At 66.0% G+C, this 15,403-nt stretch carries 15 protein-coding genes; 6 read left to right on the forward strand and 9 right to left on the reverse strand.

Features of this window, described 5'->3' with window-relative positions; all coding sequences use genetic code 11:
* Positions 1-49: 49 nt before the first annotated feature.
* Positions 50-574 carry an acyloxyacyl hydrolase gene (locus tag CFE50_RS19270; RefSeq protein WP_241808425.1) on the forward strand — a complete coding sequence of 175 codons (525 nt, stop codon included), beginning with the start codon at positions 50-52 and terminating at the stop codon, positions 572-574.
* Between the two features lie 29 nt (positions 575-603).
* Here CFE50_RS19270 and phrB read toward each other — a convergent pair whose 3' ends face one another.
* From phrB to CFE50_RS19290, 4 genes are all read right to left on the reverse strand, one after another.
* Positions 604-2,025 carry a deoxyribodipyrimidine photo-lyase gene (gene phrB / locus CFE50_RS19275; RefSeq protein WP_286736821.1) on the reverse strand — a complete coding sequence of 474 codons (1,422 nt, stop codon included), beginning with the start codon at positions 2,023-2,025 and terminating at the stop codon, positions 604-606.
* Positions 2,022-2,945 (reverse strand): MerR family transcriptional regulator, encoded by a 924-nt coding sequence (locus tag CFE50_RS19280; RefSeq protein WP_286736823.1) that lies wholly within the window; start codon positions 2,943-2,945, stop codon positions 2,022-2,024. Before CFE50_RS19280 ends, phrB begins: the two co-directional genes overlap by 4 nt.
* A 10-nt stretch (positions 2,946-2,955) precedes the next feature.
* Complete coding sequence (locus CFE50_RS19285) at positions 2,956-3,927, reverse strand: YbgA family protein (RefSeq protein WP_286736825.1); 972 nt, start codon at positions 3,925-3,927, stop codon at positions 2,956-2,958.
* Between the two features lie 125 nt (positions 3,928-4,052).
* Positions 4,053-5,063: an NAD(P)/FAD-dependent oxidoreductase gene (locus CFE50_RS19290; RefSeq protein WP_353744016.1), complete on the reverse strand. Its 1,011-nt coding sequence runs from the start codon at positions 5,061-5,063 to the stop codon at positions 4,053-4,055.
* A 152-nt stretch (positions 5,064-5,215) separates the two neighbouring features.
* On the opposite strand from CFE50_RS19290, the gene CFE50_RS19295 reads away from it, so the two are divergent.
* Both CFE50_RS19295 and CFE50_RS19300 read left to right on the forward strand, forming a co-directional pair.
* Entirely contained in the window at positions 5,216-6,124 is a 909-nt protein-coding gene (locus CFE50_RS19295) for a TIGR01777 family oxidoreductase (RefSeq protein ID WP_286736828.1), read from the forward strand.
* A complete protein-coding gene (locus CFE50_RS19300) occupies positions 6,121-7,176 on the forward strand; it encodes a ferrochelatase (protein ID WP_286736830.1) in 1,056 nt (351 codons plus the stop codon). The genes CFE50_RS19295 and CFE50_RS19300 overlap by 4 nt, the downstream gene beginning before the upstream one ends.
* A 22-nt stretch (positions 7,177-7,198) precedes the next feature.
* Here the strand turns inward: CFE50_RS19300 and CFE50_RS19305 are convergent, their stop codons facing one another.
* Together CFE50_RS19305 and upp are read right to left on the reverse strand one after the other, a co-directional pair.
* Positions 7,199-8,464: a uracil-xanthine permease family protein gene (locus CFE50_RS19305; protein WP_502694717.1), complete on the reverse strand. Its 1,266-nt coding sequence runs from the start codon at positions 8,462-8,464 to the stop codon at positions 7,199-7,201.
* A gap of 2 nt (positions 8,465-8,466) precedes the next feature.
* On the reverse strand, positions 8,467-9,105 hold the full coding sequence (gene upp, locus CFE50_RS19310) for a uracil phosphoribosyltransferase (RefSeq protein ID WP_007161570.1): 639 nt from the start codon (positions 9,103-9,105) through the stop codon (positions 8,467-8,469).
* 255 nt (positions 9,106-9,360) lie between these two features.
* On the opposite strand from upp, the gene CFE50_RS19315 reads away from it, so the two are divergent.
* From CFE50_RS19315 to CFE50_RS19325, 3 genes are all read left to right on the forward strand, one after another.
* The gene (locus CFE50_RS19315) at positions 9,361-9,915 is read left to right on the forward strand and encodes a hypoxanthine-guanine phosphoribosyltransferase (RefSeq protein ID WP_241808419.1); all 555 of its coding nucleotides are present in this window, start codon (positions 9,361-9,363) and stop codon (positions 9,913-9,915) included.
* Entirely contained in the window at positions 9,912-10,382 is a 471-nt protein-coding gene (locus CFE50_RS19320) for a WbuC family cupin fold metalloprotein (protein WP_241808418.1), read from the forward strand. Before CFE50_RS19315 ends, CFE50_RS19320 begins: the two co-directional genes overlap by 4 nt.
* Before the next feature lie 117 nt (positions 10,383-10,499).
* Positions 10,500-10,787, forward strand: coding sequence for a PA4642 family protein (locus CFE50_RS19325; protein WP_007161573.1), 288 nt, complete (start codon positions 10,500-10,502; stop codon positions 10,785-10,787).
* Positions 10,788-11,029: 242 nt separating this feature from the next.
* Here the strand turns inward: CFE50_RS19325 and rhlE2 are convergent, their stop codons facing one another.
* The 3 genes from rhlE2 to ahcY all read right to left on the reverse strand — a co-directional run bounded on the left by rhlE2 (position 11,030) and on the right by ahcY (position 15,385).
* On the reverse strand, positions 11,030-12,910 hold the full coding sequence (rhlE2, locus tag CFE50_RS19330) for an RNA helicase RhlE2 (protein ID WP_286736832.1): 1,881 nt from the start codon (positions 12,908-12,910) through the stop codon (positions 11,030-11,032).
* A gap of 184 nt (positions 12,911-13,094) precedes the next feature.
* Complete coding sequence (gene metF, locus CFE50_RS19335) at positions 13,095-13,931, reverse strand: methylenetetrahydrofolate reductase [NAD(P)H] (protein ID WP_502694718.1); 837 nt, start codon at positions 13,929-13,931, stop codon at positions 13,095-13,097.
* Positions 13,932-13,978: 47 nt separating this feature from the next.
* Positions 13,979-15,385 (reverse strand): adenosylhomocysteinase, encoded by a 1,407-nt coding sequence (ahcY, locus tag CFE50_RS19340; protein WP_286736834.1) that lies wholly within the window; start codon positions 15,383-15,385, stop codon positions 13,979-13,981.
* Between the last annotated feature and the right edge of the window lie 18 nt (positions 15,386-15,403).

Below are 15,403 nucleotides of genomic sequence, written 5' to 3' on the forward strand. Positions count from 1 at the left end.
TCAATGCTGGCAGTTCGTAAAAACTAGAAACATCCATAAGGGCACTCTCATGAACAAATTGCTTTCGCTCGCAGTAGCCGCCGCGCTTGCGCTGGGTGGTGTGGCATCGGCACAGGCTGTGGAAATCACCGGGGCGGTCGGCGCCACCAGCCAGAGCGGCATGACCTACCGCATCGGTGCCGGCTGGAATTGGGACAAGAGTTGGTGGCAGAGCTCCACCGGACGCCTGACCGGCTACTGGGACGCGGGCTACACCTACTGGGAAGGTGACAACGGCCATTCTTCCGACCAGCATTCGCTGTCCTTCGCCCCGGTGTTCGTCTACGAATTCGGCCACGGCCAGGTGAAGCCCTTCGTCGAGGCCGGTATCGGCGTCTCGGTCTTCTCCAGCACCAAGGTCGGCGAGCAGGACCTGGGTTCGGCCTTCAACTTCGAAGACCGCATCGGTCTGGGCCTGAAGATCGGCGATACCCAGCGCGTCGGCATCCGTGCGACCCACTATTCCAACGCCGGCATCAAGCAGCCCAACGATGGCATCGAGTCCTATGCGCTGTTCTACAGCCACACCCTCTGATCCAGGGCTGCTGTGAAAAAAAGCCGGACCTAGTCCGGCTTTTTCGTTTCCGTCTTGCGCGCCATGCCGCGGTAGGCGGCCAGGGCGCGCTGGCGACTCTCGCCCAGGTCCACCAGCGGCGTCAGGTAGCGGCCCCCGGGAGTGTGCACGGCCTTGCCCTTGAGGTCGGCCAGCTCCGGTACCCAGGTGCGCACATAGTCGCCCCGGGCATCGATCTTGAGCGCCTGGGTATGGGGATTGAACACCCGGAAATAGGGCACCGAATCGGTACCGGTGGAGGCGCTCCACTGCCAGCCGCCGTTGTTGGAGGCCAGGTCACCGTCGATGAGGTGCCGCATGAACCAGCGTTCACCTTTACGCCAGTCGATCAGCAGATTCTTGCAGAGGAACATGGCGGTCAGCATGCGCATGCGGTTGTGCATCCAGCCGGTCTGCAGGAGCTGGCGCATGGCGGCATCGATGATGGGAATCCCGGTGCGCCCCTGTTGCCAGGCGTCGAGGCCTTCGGGGTCGTCGCGCCAGGGCAGGGCGGCCAGGTCCCGGTTGAACGGCTGGTGCCGCGAGACCCAGGGATAGCCCACCAGCACGTGGCGATAGAATTCGCGCCAGAGCAACTCGGTGATCCAGGTGGCCGCCCCCTGCTTGCCGCCGCTGAGCAGGCCGTCGTTGGCCTGGACGGCCGCCTGCAGGCATTGCCGGGGTGTCAGCACGCCGGCGTTGAGGTAGGCGGACAGCTGGCTGGTACCGGGCGTAGAGGGAATGTCCCGCGCCTGGTGATAGTCTTCCAGGTCGTCGTGGATAAAGGCCTGCAGACGTTGCAGGGCGGCCTCTTCACCGGCCGGCCACAGTTGTTGCACCTCGGCCGGAATGGCCGCGAAGCCGGCGACCGAGGTGGGCAGCTCATCCGCCTGGACCCGATTTTTCTTCTGCTTGCCGGGAGCGGGCAGGGGCGTCGGTAGACCGGTTTCCAGGCGCGCCAGGCAGGTCTTCTTGAACTGGCCGAAGACCTTGAAATAGCCACCGCTCTTGGTCAGCACCGTACCCGGCGCGAACAGCGTCTGGTCCAGATAGCGATGGGCCGTCAGCCCCGCCGCTTCGAAGGCTTCAGCCACGGCGTCGTCGCGCGCGGCTTCGTTGACCCCGTATTCGTCATTGAAGTGCAGGTGTTCGACGTCCAGTTCCCTGGCCAGATCGAGCAATACCTGGGGCGCCTGTTCCCAGCGTTCGGCGCTGCGCACCAGCAGGGGGATACCGAGAGAGCCGAGCGTCTTGCCCAGTTCGGCGAGATTGCGCAGCCAGAAATCGACCTTGACCGCCGCCTCGTCATGTTCCTGCCACTGTGCAGGACTCGGCAGGAAGACGGCCACCACCGGACCCTGTTCGGCGGCGGCGTGGAGAGCGGGATGATCGAGGGTGCGCAGGTCGGTACGAAACCAGACGAGCTGACTCATGCAGGGCGTTCCTGACGCAGGAGGCCGGCACTCTGCAGGCGATCAAAGGCCTCGCCAGGACTGCGCGCCGGTGCGGCGTCGGCGGTGAGGGATTCGCCCAGGGCGCCCAGGGTCAGGCAGGGGCGGGCATGGCGGGTGGCGAAGGTCTGCAGCTGGCGGCGCAGCTCGCTGTCGGGTCGGCTGTCACGGCAGAGCACCAGCGCCCGGGGTTCCAGCTGCTCGACCAGGCGATCCAGATTGCCTGCGGGGACCGCCCATTCGACGATCTCGACCGGGCACTCGGCGGCGCTGATCAGCCAGGCGCAGAGCCACAGGGAGACATTCATCGGGGTGTCGTCGAGATTGAGCAGCACCAGAGGGGCGCCTCTCAGGCTGTGCTGGCTGTGGTAGATCCGCGCGCCCAGCTTGCTGCGCAGCCAGGACTGGAAGAACACCTGTTGCAAGCGGCCCTCGTCGGTGGCCTGGCTCAGCCGCTCCAGCTCCCGCAGCAGCGGCCAGAGCAGCTGGTCCAGCAGCACCCGCGGAGGATAGAGCGAGGCGGCGCGGTTGTAGGCTTCGTCCAGGGCACGCGAGGCGAGCCGGCCGATGGCGTCCATCATCTCCTGGTGGATGCCCTGCCAGGGCGTGTCGCTGGGTATCGCAGCGGGCCGTTGCTCGTCGAGCAGGCCCTTGACCTGGCTGACCGCCACGCCGCGGGCGATCCAGGCGAGGATCTGCTGCACCCGGACCACATGGGCCTCGCTGTACAGCCGATGGCCCTTGGGGGTGCGCTTGGGCACCAGCAAGCCATAGCGCCGCTCCCAGGCCCTCAACGTCACGGCGTTCACGCCGGTGCGCCGGGCGATTTCCCGGATGGGCAGCCAGCCCTCATGGAGGGCGGACTGGTAGTCCTGATCTTCGGCGTTGGATGACGAAGGCAAGGGAGAGGCGCTAGATGGCATTTCGCAGACTCAGACGTTCGGGGTGCGGTTGAAGATAGGCCTGCTCGTTCACATAACGATCCGGATGCTGGCGGAAGTGGTGCTTGAGCAGCGTCAGGGGCACCACCAGAGGCACGATGCCCTCGTGGTACTGCTCGATCAGCTGCTGCATTTCCTGCTTCTCGCTGTCGCTCAGGACCCGACGCAGATAACCGAATAGATGATAGAGCACATTGCAGTGGGTACCCCGGGTGGCACACTTCTTCAGGGCAGCCATCAGGCCGCTGAAGTACTCCTGCCCCAGCTCGTCCAGATTGCGCTGGCCGATGCTGCCGACCAGTTGCCCCAGTGCCCGGGCGCGATGGGCGTCGTGGGCCATGAGCTGGTACTTGTAGCGTGAATGATAGGACAGGAGCGCCCGTGCCGTCAGACCCTGTTGCACCAGTTGCAGCCAGTGGGCGTGGGCGAAGACGCGGGTGACGAAGTTTTCCCGCAGCACCGGATCGTTCAGGCGCCCGGCCTCTTCCACCGGCAAGTCCGGTCGTAGACGCATGATGGCGGCGGCGAACAGGCCGCGACCGTCGGTTTCGCTGCCCTGGCCATTGGCGTGATAGACCTTGACCCTTTCCATGCCGCAGGAGGGCGATTTCTGCATGAAGATGAAGCCGGACAGGTCGTCAAGCTCGCCCGCCATCTTTTCCCCGTAGCCGGTCAGGGCGGCGGTCACGTCCAGGCTGGGGTCGACGGTGCCCACCGCGCGCGGCGCCTGGGAGTCGCCCACCAGACGGATGGGTTCGCGCGGCGTGCCGAGTCCGATGGCCATTTCCGGGCAGACCCGGACAAAGTCGAAGTGCTCGGCGAAGGTCTGGCTGCAGAGCCGGGATTCCTTGTGTCCACCGTTGTAGCGGACTTCGTCACCCAGCAGGCAGGCACTGATGCCCAGGCGCGGGCGGGGCAGGCTGGAGGAGGCGTTGGCAAGCATGGAGATCCCCTGTCGTGTATTTTCTTGTACAAGGTTTTCCTATTTGTACAAGTTTGGTGCAACTTTCGACAGGGGGCTGCGGCAAAAGATTCGCCGCAGGTTACAGACGGCGTGCGCTTCGTCGATTAATCCAGACTGCCCAGGAGCTGCTGCGCAGCCTCATGACCACTCAACCAGGCCCCTTCCACCCGCCCGCTGGAGCACCAGTCGCCACAGACGAAGACGCCCATGTCGGGATCGGCCAGGGCGCCCCACTGGTGGGGTTGCGCGGGGCGTGCATAGAGCCAGCGATGGGCCAGGGTAAAGGCCGGGGCCGGCAGCGGACAGCCGATCAGTTCGGCGAAGGCGCCATGCAGGCGTTCGATCACCTCGTCCTTGGAGGCGTCGAGGTGCGCCTTGCTCCAGGCGCTGGTGGCGTGCAGCACCCAGGTGTCCAGGGTGGTGTCGCGCCCGGGCTTGCAGCGATTGCGCGCCAGCCAGTCCAGTTCGCTGCCCTGCACGAAGCAGCCTTCCACCGGGGTCTGCAGGGGCGTGGCGAAGGCCAGGGCCACCGACCAGGTCGGCTCCATGCTGACGCCGGCCACGGTGGCTGCCAGCTTGGGCACGCTGGAGAGCAGGGCGGTGGCCTGAGGCGCCGGCATGGCGATGACGACCTGAGCGAAGGGGCCGTGGGTCTCGCCGCTGGCGTCCAGCAGATGCCAGTGCTGGGCGCCGCGAAAGACCTCGGTGATGCGGCAGTCGAAGGTGACCGGCAGATCGGCCAGCAGGTGGCGGGTGATGGCGCTCATGCGCGGCACCCCGACCCAGCGCGGCTGCTCGTCCTGGGAGGGACTCAGGCGCCCGTCGCGATACTGGTAGAGCACCGGATTCCATTCGGCCGCGCAACCGGCTCGCCGCCACTCGTTGAGGGCGTCGATGAAGCGCCGGTCGCGGGCGGTGAAATACTGGGCGCCCAGGTCCAGGGCACCGGCTTCGCTGCGCTTGCTGGCCATGCGGCCGCCGCTGCCGCGGCTCTTGTCGAAGATCTGGACCTGCTGCCCGGCGCGAATCAGCGTCTGGGCCGCGGCAAGTCCGGCTATTCCTGCGCCAACGATGGCGATGGGGGCAGTCATGATGGACCTCGCTTGTCTGACGATTCGCCCTTGTCGAACGTTTGCGTGCGCAAGGGCTCTACGGCTACGACTGGCAACCGTTCTGGATCTTTCGACCCACGACCATACCAAACAATCCTCTTCCCTTCGTTCAGATGCATACGGGCGGCAGGGCAATACGAGAAGGAAGTGACGACATGCATATCCTGCTGACAGGTGGCACCGGATTGATCGGCCGCGCGCTGTGCCGCCAATGGGCGGCTGCCGGGCACCAGCTCACCGTGCTCAGCCGCGACCCGGCGCGGGTAGCGCGCGAATGCGGACCCGGCGTGCGCGGCATCGCCCAGCTGGACGCGCTGGGCGACGAACACCTGGACGCGGTGGTCAACCTGGCCGGCGCGCCCATCGCCGACAAGCCCTGGACGCGCAGTCGCAAGGCCGAACTCTGGCAGAGCCGCATCGGCACCACCGAGCGGCTGATCGAGTGGCTGCGCGGGCGCCCGCAGAAACCCGCGGTCCTGCTCTCCGGCTCGGCCACCGGCTTCTATGGCGACAGCGGCGAAAAGCCGGTGAGCGAGGCGGACAGCCTGGCCGGTGCCGATTTCGCCGGTGAGTTGTGCCTGGCCTGGGAGCAGATCGCCAACGAGGCCGAGGCGCTGGGCATTCGCGTGGTGAATCTGCGTACCGGGCTGGTGCTGGCCGCCGACGACGGCTTCCTGCTGCGCCTGCTGCCACCCTTCCGCTTCGGCCTGGGCGCGCGTCTGGGCAACGGACGCCAATGGATGCCCTGGATTCATTTACAGGATCAAATCGGGGCCATCGATTTTCTTCTCAACCGAAGCGACGCCCGGGGTCCCTATAATCTCTGTGCCCCCCAGCCGGTCCGCAACCGCGAGTTCACCGAAGCGCTGGGGCGGGCCTTGCGGCGCCCGGCGCGATTGCTGATTCCCGCCTTCGCCCTGCGCCTGATGGGAGAGCTGTCCATCCTCCTGCTGGGTGGTCAGCGCGCCCGACCCGAGCGCCTGCTCGCGGCCGGGTATGTCTTTCGCTATCCCGAGCTGGATGCGGCCCTGGCCGACCTGCTCGCTGCCAAGGATTCACGATGACTACCAACGCTCTGCTGCTCGCCAACCTGGGTTCGCCCGATTCGCCCCACGTCCCCGACGTGAAGCGCTATCTGAACCAGTTCCTGATGGACCCCTATGTGGTCGATCTGCCCTGGCCGCTACGCCGTCTGCTGGTGTCCCTGGTGCTGATCAAGCGACCCGCCGCCTCGGCCGAGGCCTATGAGTCGATCTGGTGGGACGACGGCTCGCCGCTGATCGTGCTCAGCCGCCGCCTGCAGGAGGCCGTGCGGCCCCTCTGGCGCCACGGTCCGGTGGAGTTGTGCATGAGATACGGCGAGCCCTCGGTGGAATCGGTGCTCAAGCGCCTGGCCAGCCAGGGCATCCGCGAGGTGACCTATGCGCCGCTCTATCCGCAGTTCGCCGACAGCACCACCACCACCGCCATCGTCGAGGCACGCCGGGTGATCGAGGCCCACCAGCTGCCGCTGACGCTGAAGATCCTGCCGCCCTTCTACGACCGCCCGGAATACCAGGCGGCGCTGGCGGCCAGCGTCGAGCCCTATCTCGCGGAGCCCTACGACCACCTGCTGCTGTCCTTCCACGGCCTGCCCGAGCGGCACATCCGCAAGCTGGTCAAGGATCGCAGCCACGACCTGCGCGCGCCCGACAGCAGCAAGGTCACCGCCAAGGCCCTGGCCGTCTGCTATCGCAGCCAGTGCCAGCGCACCGCCGAGCTGGTGGCCCGGCGCCTGGGCATTCCCGATGGCAAGTGGTCGGTGTCCTTCCAGTCAAGGCTGGGCAAGGACAAGTGGATCGAGCCCTACACCGAGGCGCGGCTGGACGAGCTGGCCAAGGCCGGCGTGAAGCGTCTGCTGGTGATGTGCCCGGCCTTTGTCGCCGACTGCATCGAGACGTTGGAAGAGATCGGCGATCGCGGGCGCGAGCAGTTCATCGAAGCCGGTGGCCGGGAGCTGGTGCTGATTCCCTGCGTCAACGACAACCCGGCCTGGGCGCAGGCGCTGGTAGAACTGTGCGAAGAGGTGGCGGAGCTGCCGCCGCAGCCGATCGAGCAACCCCGGATGCCGGCCTAGACCGGCATCCTGAGGCCACTCCCTAGAGCAGCGGACGCTCTGGGGGTTCGGCGTCCTTCTTCCAGGCGTTGTGCCCAGGCAGGACCAGGTTGAGGCCGATGGCGATCAGGCCGCAGAGGGAGATGCCCTTGAGGCCGATCTCGCCGTTGCCGAAGACGATGCCACCGATGCCGAACACCAGGGTCACCGAGACGATCACCAGGTTGCGCGCCTCGGACAGATCCACCTGGTGGCGGATCAGGATGTTGAGGCCCACCACCGCGATGGAGCCGAACAGCAGGCAGAGGATGCCGCCCATGACCGGCACCGGGATGGTCTGTAGCGCCGCGCCGAACTTGCCGATGAAAGCCAGCACCATGGCGAAGCCCGCCGCCCACAGCATGACCCGCGGATTGTGGTTCTTGGTCAGCATCACCGCGCCGGTCACCTCGGCGTAGGTGGTGTTGGGCGGTCCGCCGAACAGGCCGGCGGAGGAGGTGGCCAGGCCGTCACCCAGCAGAGTGCGGTGCAGACCGGGTTGCTTGAGGTAGTTTTTGCCAGTCACCCCGCCCACCGCGATCACCCCGCCGACATGCTCGATGGCCGGCGCCAGGGCCACCGGGACCATGAACAGGATGGCGCCCCAATGGAATTCCGGTGCGACGAAGGCCGGGATCGCCAGCCAGGGCGCAGCGCCGATGCCCTCGGTATGGACGATGCCGAAGACGAAGGCCAGCGCGTAGCCGACAAAGACCCCGGCGAGGATGGGCACCAGGCGGAACATGCCCTTGCCGTAGATGGCCACCAGCAGGGTGGTGACCAGCGCCGGCATGGAGATCATCATCGCCGTGGCATAGGGCACCAGCTGGGCGCTGCCGTCACCGGCCTTGCCCATGGCCATGTTGGCCGCCACCGGCGACAGGCCCAGGCCGATGGAGATGATCACCGGGGCGATCACCACCGGCGGCAGCAGGCGGTCGATGAAGCCCACGCCACGCAGCTTCACCGCCAGCCCCAGGAAGGTGTAGACGAAGCCGGCCGCCACCACCCCGCCCAGCACCGCCGGCAGACCGAATTCGGCCTTGGCGGCGATGATCGGGGCGATGAAGGCGAAGCTCGAGGCCAGGAACACCGGCACCTGACGACCGGTGACCAGATGGAACAGCAGGGTGCCGAAGCCTGCGGTGAAGAGGGCCACATTGGGGTCCATGCCGGTGATCAGCGGCATCAGCACCAGGGCGCCAAAGGCCACGAAGAGCATCTGGGCGCCGACCAGGATCTCCCGCCAGAGCGGTTCCCGCGCGGTCACGCTCAGGCGTCCTTCTGCTTGGTGCCGAAGATCTTGTCACCGGCATCGCCCAGGCCCGGCAGGATGTAGCCGTGCTCGTTGAGGCGCTCGTCGATGGATGCGGTGTAGAGGCGCACGTCCGGATGGGCTTGCTCGACCGCGGCGATGCCCTCGGGCGCCGCGACCAGCACCAGGGCGCGGATTTCCTTGGCCCCGGCCTTCTTCAGCAGATCGATGGTGGCGATCATGGAGCCGCCGGTGGCCAGCATGGGATCGATGATCATGGCCAGGCGCTGGTCCAGTTCACCGACCAGCTTTTCCAGGTAGGTGTGGGCCTGCAGGGTGGATTCGTTGCGGGCGAGGCCCACTACGCTGACCCTGGCGCTGGGGATCAGGCTGAGCACGCCGTCGAGCATGCCGATGCCGGCGCGCAGGATGGGCACCACGGTGACCTTCTTGCCGGAGATCTTTTCCACCTTGACGGTGCCGCACCAGCCCTCGATGTCCACCTCTTCCACCGGCAGGTCCTTGGTCGCCTCGTAGGTCAGCAGGGCACCGACTTCCTGGGCCAGTTCGCGGAAGTTCTTGGTGCTGATGTCGGCGCGCCGCATCAGACCGAGCTTGTGACGGATGAGCGGGTGGCGGATTTCGTGGACGGGCATGGGATTCTCCAGAGACGGTAGGGCAGCGGATCGAGGGCGGTTTCGGTACGACCGGCGGCCCGAAGGCCTGCCGCAGGAAGGGCAGGCGCACAAAAAAACCGCGGTACATTAAAGCATCCGACTCGAGGTGGGCAGTACCCTGCGACAATAGTAGCCGCCTGGCGGCGCTTGAGATCGGTCCGCGGTGTCTGTACCTTTGCCGCCTTTTATCCGCGCCAACCACCCGGCAGGCGCCCCGTCCCCCGGAGAAGCCCCATGTCCGCCGATCTCGCCCACATCCGCCAGGTCATGCAGGAAGCCGATTGCCTGTATGACGAAGCCCAGGTCGAAGCGGCCATCGACCGGATCGCCGCGGCTATCACCGCCGATCTCGCCGAGCGCAATCCAGTGGTCTTCTGCGTCATGAATGGCGGCCTGATCCTGACCGGCAAGCTGGCCACCCGGCTGAATTTCCCGCTGGAAATGTCCTATCTGCACGCCACCCGCTATCGCAACGAGACCACCGGCGGCGAGCTGTTCTGGAAGGCCAAGCCCGAGGTGTCCTTCATCGACCGCGATGTCCTGATCGTCGACGACATCTTCGACGAGGGCCACACCCTCAAGGCCATCATCGACTTCTGCCGCCACGCCGGTGCCCGCGAGGTCCATACCGCGGTGCTGATCGACAAGACTCACGACCGCAAGGTCAAGGGCCTGGAAGCCACCTATGTCGGCCTGCCCTGCATCGATCGCTACATCTTCGGCTACGGCATGGACTACAAGGGCTACTGGCGCAATGCGCCCGGCATCTACGCCGTGAAGGGGCTGTGACCGCCCGGCTGTTCGATCAGGCGCTGTTCGCCGACCTGCTCCGGCAGGCGAAGGCCAGTCCGCGCCGGCGCGCCCATCACAACCTGCACGCCATGGACGAGCCCTGTCACCGGCTGGTGGTGGGGATGTGCGAGGACAGCTACATCCCGCCCCATCGCCACCTGGATCCGCGCAAGGCCGAGAGTCTGCTGGTGCTGCAGGGGCGACTCGGGCTGCTGACCTTCGATGAAGCGGGTGAGGTGCTGCTGCGCCGCGAGCTGTCTCAGAGCGCCGGTTGCCCGGGCGTCGATCTCGCCCCCGGGCACTACCATGCGCTGGTCGCCCTGGAGGGCGATTGCCTGTTCTTCGAATGCAAGGCCGGGCCCTTCGTGCCCCTGGGCGAGGGTGAGCGACCAGCCTGGGCACCGCTGGAAGGCGCCGCCGATGCCGAGCGCTATCGCCGCTGGATGTGCGCTCAATTCGATTGAACTTTTGATCGGAGTCGCGGTATTGCCTTGGCTTTGTCACTGGCGGGCAGGCGAAGGGCAGGGTTAGAATCGGTCCTCCTTTTCTCCAAAGAATCCCCCAGCACAGGTAGCCAAAGGATGCGCAAGGATAAAAAGCAGGTCATCGGTGAAGAGATCAGCGACGAGCAGATCAAGCTGTTTCTCGCGGTCGAGCCGGCGGACGATACCCCCGCGTCTCTGCACAAGCTGGTCAAGGCCTATCGCGGTCTGCGTCCGGACGATTTCGAGCGCTTCGTCGGCTTCTTCGTCGAGGCCGGTTACGATCTGGATGCCCGTAACGATCAGGGTGAAGACTTCATCGAGCTGATCCGCAGCCATCGCCAGGCCGAGCCCTATATTGACGCCCTGCGCGCCGCCCACGCCTGATTCGGTTGATAAGTGCCTGCGCTTGGTCATGCTGCGTTAAAAACCGGCTGGATCGCCAGCTCGGTCGTAATGCTCATTTACCCTGTGTAAACTCGAGCGCGAGCCCGGTCCGCTTCCTCGCCGATTTTTGCCTTGCCTGACCTTCGCTCGGCGACTTCTCAAGCGAGCTTAAAAAAGAAACCCCGCCAAGGCGGGGTTTCTTTTTGCCCGGAGTTCGGGCCGCCTGAGCGGCCCGCACTTCATCAGGCTTCGCGGTTGCGGGTCAGCAGCGCGGGCTTCTCGCTGCGCGGCCGGCTCGGCAGGTCTTCCAGCTGCTCCAGGGTCGGCAGGCGGTCGGCACGCGACGGCTTGTGCACGATCTTCGGTTGCGGCTTGCTCGATGCCCGCTCTTCCTGGGCATAGGCCCGCGGCTCGCTGGGGGCGGCCTCGTAGGGGCGAGCGGCGCGGGGCTGGCCATTCTGGCCACGGCGCTTGCCGGGCTGCTGCTGTTGCTGGCCACGCTGGGCACGGGCAGCGCCCTGGCCCTGGCCTTGACCCTGACGGGGCTGCTGACCGTTGCTGTTCGCGGCCGCCGGACGGGCACCGTTGCCGCCGTTGCCACGGCGCTGGCCGTTGCGACCCTTGCCTTGGTAGGGGCTGACGTAGTCGACGCTGTTGCCGAAGTTGTCGTAATCGTCGTCCAGGAATTCTTCCGGATCGCGATTGCGCGGCTGCTGGGCCGCGGCCTGGCCAGGTTGCGCAGTGGCCTGACCGGCGTCGTCGCGATCACGGCGGTCGCGACGATTGCGGGTACGGCCCTTGCGCTCGCCCTGGGGCTGGGCACCGGACTGCTCGCCACTGGCGGCCTTGCCCTGGCCCTGATTCTGGCCTTTGCCTTCGCTGCGCGCCGGCTTGTCGGCCTTTTTCTGGCGATTCTGCTGCGGCTTGCCACGCGGCTCGCGCGGGGCACGCACTTCCGGCTGTTCCGGCGGTACGGACTGCGGGTCGAAACCCTGCATGTCGCCGTCGGGGATGCTCTGCTTGGTCAGACGCTCGATGGCCTTGAGCAGCTTCTCTTCGTCGGGCGAAACCAGGGAGATGGCTTCGCCGCTACGTCCGGCCCGACCGGTACGGCCGATGCGGTGGACATAGTCTTCCTCGACATTGGGCAGCTCGAAGTTGACCACGTGGGGCAACTGGTCGATGTCCAGGCCGCGGGCGGCGATGTCGGTGGCGACGAGGACGCGGACCTCGTTGCTCTTGAAGTCGGCCAGGGCCTTGGTGCGGGCGTTCTGGCTCTTGTTGCCATGGATCGGCGCGGCCGGCAGGCCATGCTTGTTCAGGTACTCGGCCAGGCGGTTGGCGCCGTGCTTGGTGCGGGTGAACACCAGCACCTGTTCCCAGGCACCCAGGGTGATCAGGTGGGCGAGCAGGGCGCGCTTCTGATTGGCGGGGATACGGAACAGCCGCTGCTCGATGCGCTCGACGGTGGTGTTCGGCGGGGTGACCTCGATCCGCTCGGGATCCTGCAGCAACTTGCCGGCGAGGTCGGTGATGTCCTTGGAGAAGGTGGCCGAGAACAGCAGGTTCTGGCGGCGGGCCGGCAGACGGGCCAGGACCTTCTTCACGTCGTGGATGAAGCCCATGTCGAGCATGCGGTCGGCTTCGTCCAGCACCAGGATCTCGACGGCGGACAGGTCGACGCTCTGCTGACCGGCAAGGTCCAGCAGACGACCCGGGCAGGCGACGAGCACATCGACACCCTTGGCCAGGGCGGTGACCTGCGGCTTGAGGCCGACGCCACCGAAGACGCAGGCGCTGCGCATGGGCAGGTCACGGGCATAGACCTTGAAGCTGTCGTGGACCTGGGCCGCCAGTTCGCGGGTCGGCGTCAGGACCAGTACGCGCGGCTGCCTGGCCACGTGCTGGCGGCCATCGGGATGACCGTTGGGAAACAGGCGCTCGAGCACCGGCAGCGCGAAGCCGCCGGTCTTGCCGGTGCCGGTCTGGGCAGCCACCATCAGATCGCGACCCTGCAGGACGGCCGGAATGGCGCGTTGCTGAACAGGAGTGGGATTCGTGTAGCCAGCGTCTTCCACGGCGCGGGCAAGGGCCTCGGAGAGACCGAGGGAAATGAAGGACATGCGGGGTTCCTGTCTCTGTCGGCGTCCCGCCGACGTGGGGGCGCGGTTGCGCTTCCGGTTGACGTCCGAAAGGTTTCGGACGTCTCGCCCGCCCTCGTCATCCTGCGCTGGATGAAGAGTCGGGCGATGACCGGTAGCGGTAATCACGATTGGGTGAAGTCGCCGCCAGTTCGCGTGGCCGACTTCAAAAACCGAGGTTTCGCCAGATGGCGATACACGGCTCCGCTTGGTTCAGGGTGTAGAAGTGCACACCGGGTGCCCCGCCTTCGAGCAGTCGCTCGCAGAGGGCGGTCATGACTTCTTCGCCAAAGGCCTGGATGCTCTGGGTGTCGTCACCGTAGGCTTCCAGTTGCTTCCGCAGCCAGCGTGGCAGTTCAGCGCCACAGGCATCGGAGAAGCGCGCCAACTTGCTGTAGTTGGTGATCGGCATGATGCCAGGGATCACTGGGGCTTCGACTCCCAGTTTGCGGACACGTTCCACAAAATGGAAGTAGCAGTCGGCGTTGAAGAAGTACTGGGTGACCGCGCGGTCAGCACCGGTCTGCATCTTGTACACGAAATTGCGCACGTCGTCCGTAAAGCTGCGCGCCTGCGGATGGGTTTCCGGATAGGCGGCGACCTCGATATGGAAGTGATCGCCGGTTTCCTCGCGGATGAAGGCGACCAGATCGCTGGCATAACGCAGTTCGCCACCACCGGACAGGCCCATGCCGGACGGCAGGTCGCCGCGCAGGGCGACGATGCGGTTGATGCCGGCTTCCCGGTACTGCTGCAGCAGCTCGCGCAGCTTGGCTTTGCTGTCGCCGACGCAGGACAGGTGCGGCGCGGTCGGTACCCCGACCTCGTCGTTGAGCTGGCGCACGGTGCGATAGGTGCCGTCGCGGGTGGAGCCGCCGGCGCCATAGGTGCAGGAAAAGAACTCCGGCCCATGACTCGCCAGCTGCCGCGCGGTGGCGATCAGCTTCTCGTGGCCCGCTTCGGTCTTGCAGGGAAAGAATTCGAAACTCAGACTGGGTTTCACGGCGTCTCTCTCGTGAGCGGCCCCGCCCTGGCGGGCGGGGCTGGCCATCAGTAGCGGTAGCTGTCGGGCTTGAAGGGGCCTTCCTGGGTCACGCCGATGTACTTGGCCTGAGCCTCGGTCAGGCGGGTCACCACACCACCGAAGCCCTTCACCATTTCCAGCGCCACTTCTTCGTCGAGCTTCTTGGGCAGGACCATGACGGTGACGTTGGCGGTCTTCTCAGCGACCGGCAGGTCGGCGAACTTCTCCTGATACAGGTGGATCTGCGCCAGCACCTGGTTGGCGAAGGAGCCGTCCATGATGCGGCTGGGGTGACCGGTGGCGTTGCCCAGGTTCACCAGGCGGCCTTCGGCCAGCAGGATCAGGTAGTCGTCGTTGGCCGGATCGACGGTCAGGCCGGTGCGGTGGATCTTGTGCACCTGCGGCTTCACCTCTTCCCAGCCCCAGTGCTGGCGCATGAAGGCGGTGTCGATCTCGTTGTCGAAGTGACCGATGTTGCACACCAGGGCGCGCTTCTTCAGGGCCTTGAGCATGTTGGCGTCACAGACGTTGACGTTGCCGGTGGTGGTAACGATCAGGTCGATCTTGCCCAGCAGCACGCGATCCACGGAGGCTTCGGTGCCGTCGTTGAGGCCGTCGACATAGGGCGAGACCAGCTCGTAGCCGTCCATGCAGGCCTGCATGGCGCAGATCGGATCGACTTCCGAGACCTTGACGATCATGCCTTCCTGACGCAGCGAGGCGGCTGAGCCCTTGCCCACGTCACCGTAGCCGATCACCAGCGCCTGCTTGCCGGACAGTAGGTGGTCGGTGGCGCGCTTGATGGCGTCGTTGAGGCTGTGGCGGCAGCCGTACTTGTTGTCGTTCTTGCTCTTGGTGACCGAGTCGTTGACGTTGATCGCCGGGACCTTGAGGGTGCCGTCCTTGAGCATGTCCAGCAGGCGGTGCACGCCGGTGGTGGTCTCTTCGGTGATGCCGTGCACGCGCTCCAGCACCTGCGGATACTTGTCGTGCAGGATCTGGGTCAGGTCACCGCCGTCGTCCAGCACCATGTTGGCGTCCCAGGGCTGGCCATCCTTGAGGATGGTCTGCTCGATGCACCACTCGTATTCGGCTTCGGTCTCGCCCTTCCAGGCGAACACCGGGATGCCAGCGGCGGCGATGGCGGCCGCGGCCTGGTCCTGGGTGGAGAAGATGTTGCAGCTCGACCAGCGCACTTCGGCGCCCAGGGCCACCAGGGTCTCGATGAGCACGGCGGTCTGGATGGTCATGTGGATGCAGCCGAGGATCTTGGCGCCAGCCAGGGGTTGCTCGCCGGCGTACTTGCGTCTCAGGCCCATGAGGGCGGGCATTTCCGATTCGGCGATGATGACTTCGCGACGACCCCAGTCGGCCAGGGAGATGTCGGCGACCTTGAAATCGTTGAAAGCGGCAGGCGTGAGGACAGCGCTCATTGAAGAGTCTCCATTCGT

This window comes from Pseudomonas sp. PGPPP4 (genome assembly GCF_002256045.1).
Taxonomy (GTDB): domain Bacteria; phylum Pseudomonadota; class Gammaproteobacteria; order Pseudomonadales; family Pseudomonadaceae; genus Chryseomonas; species Chryseomonas oryzihabitans.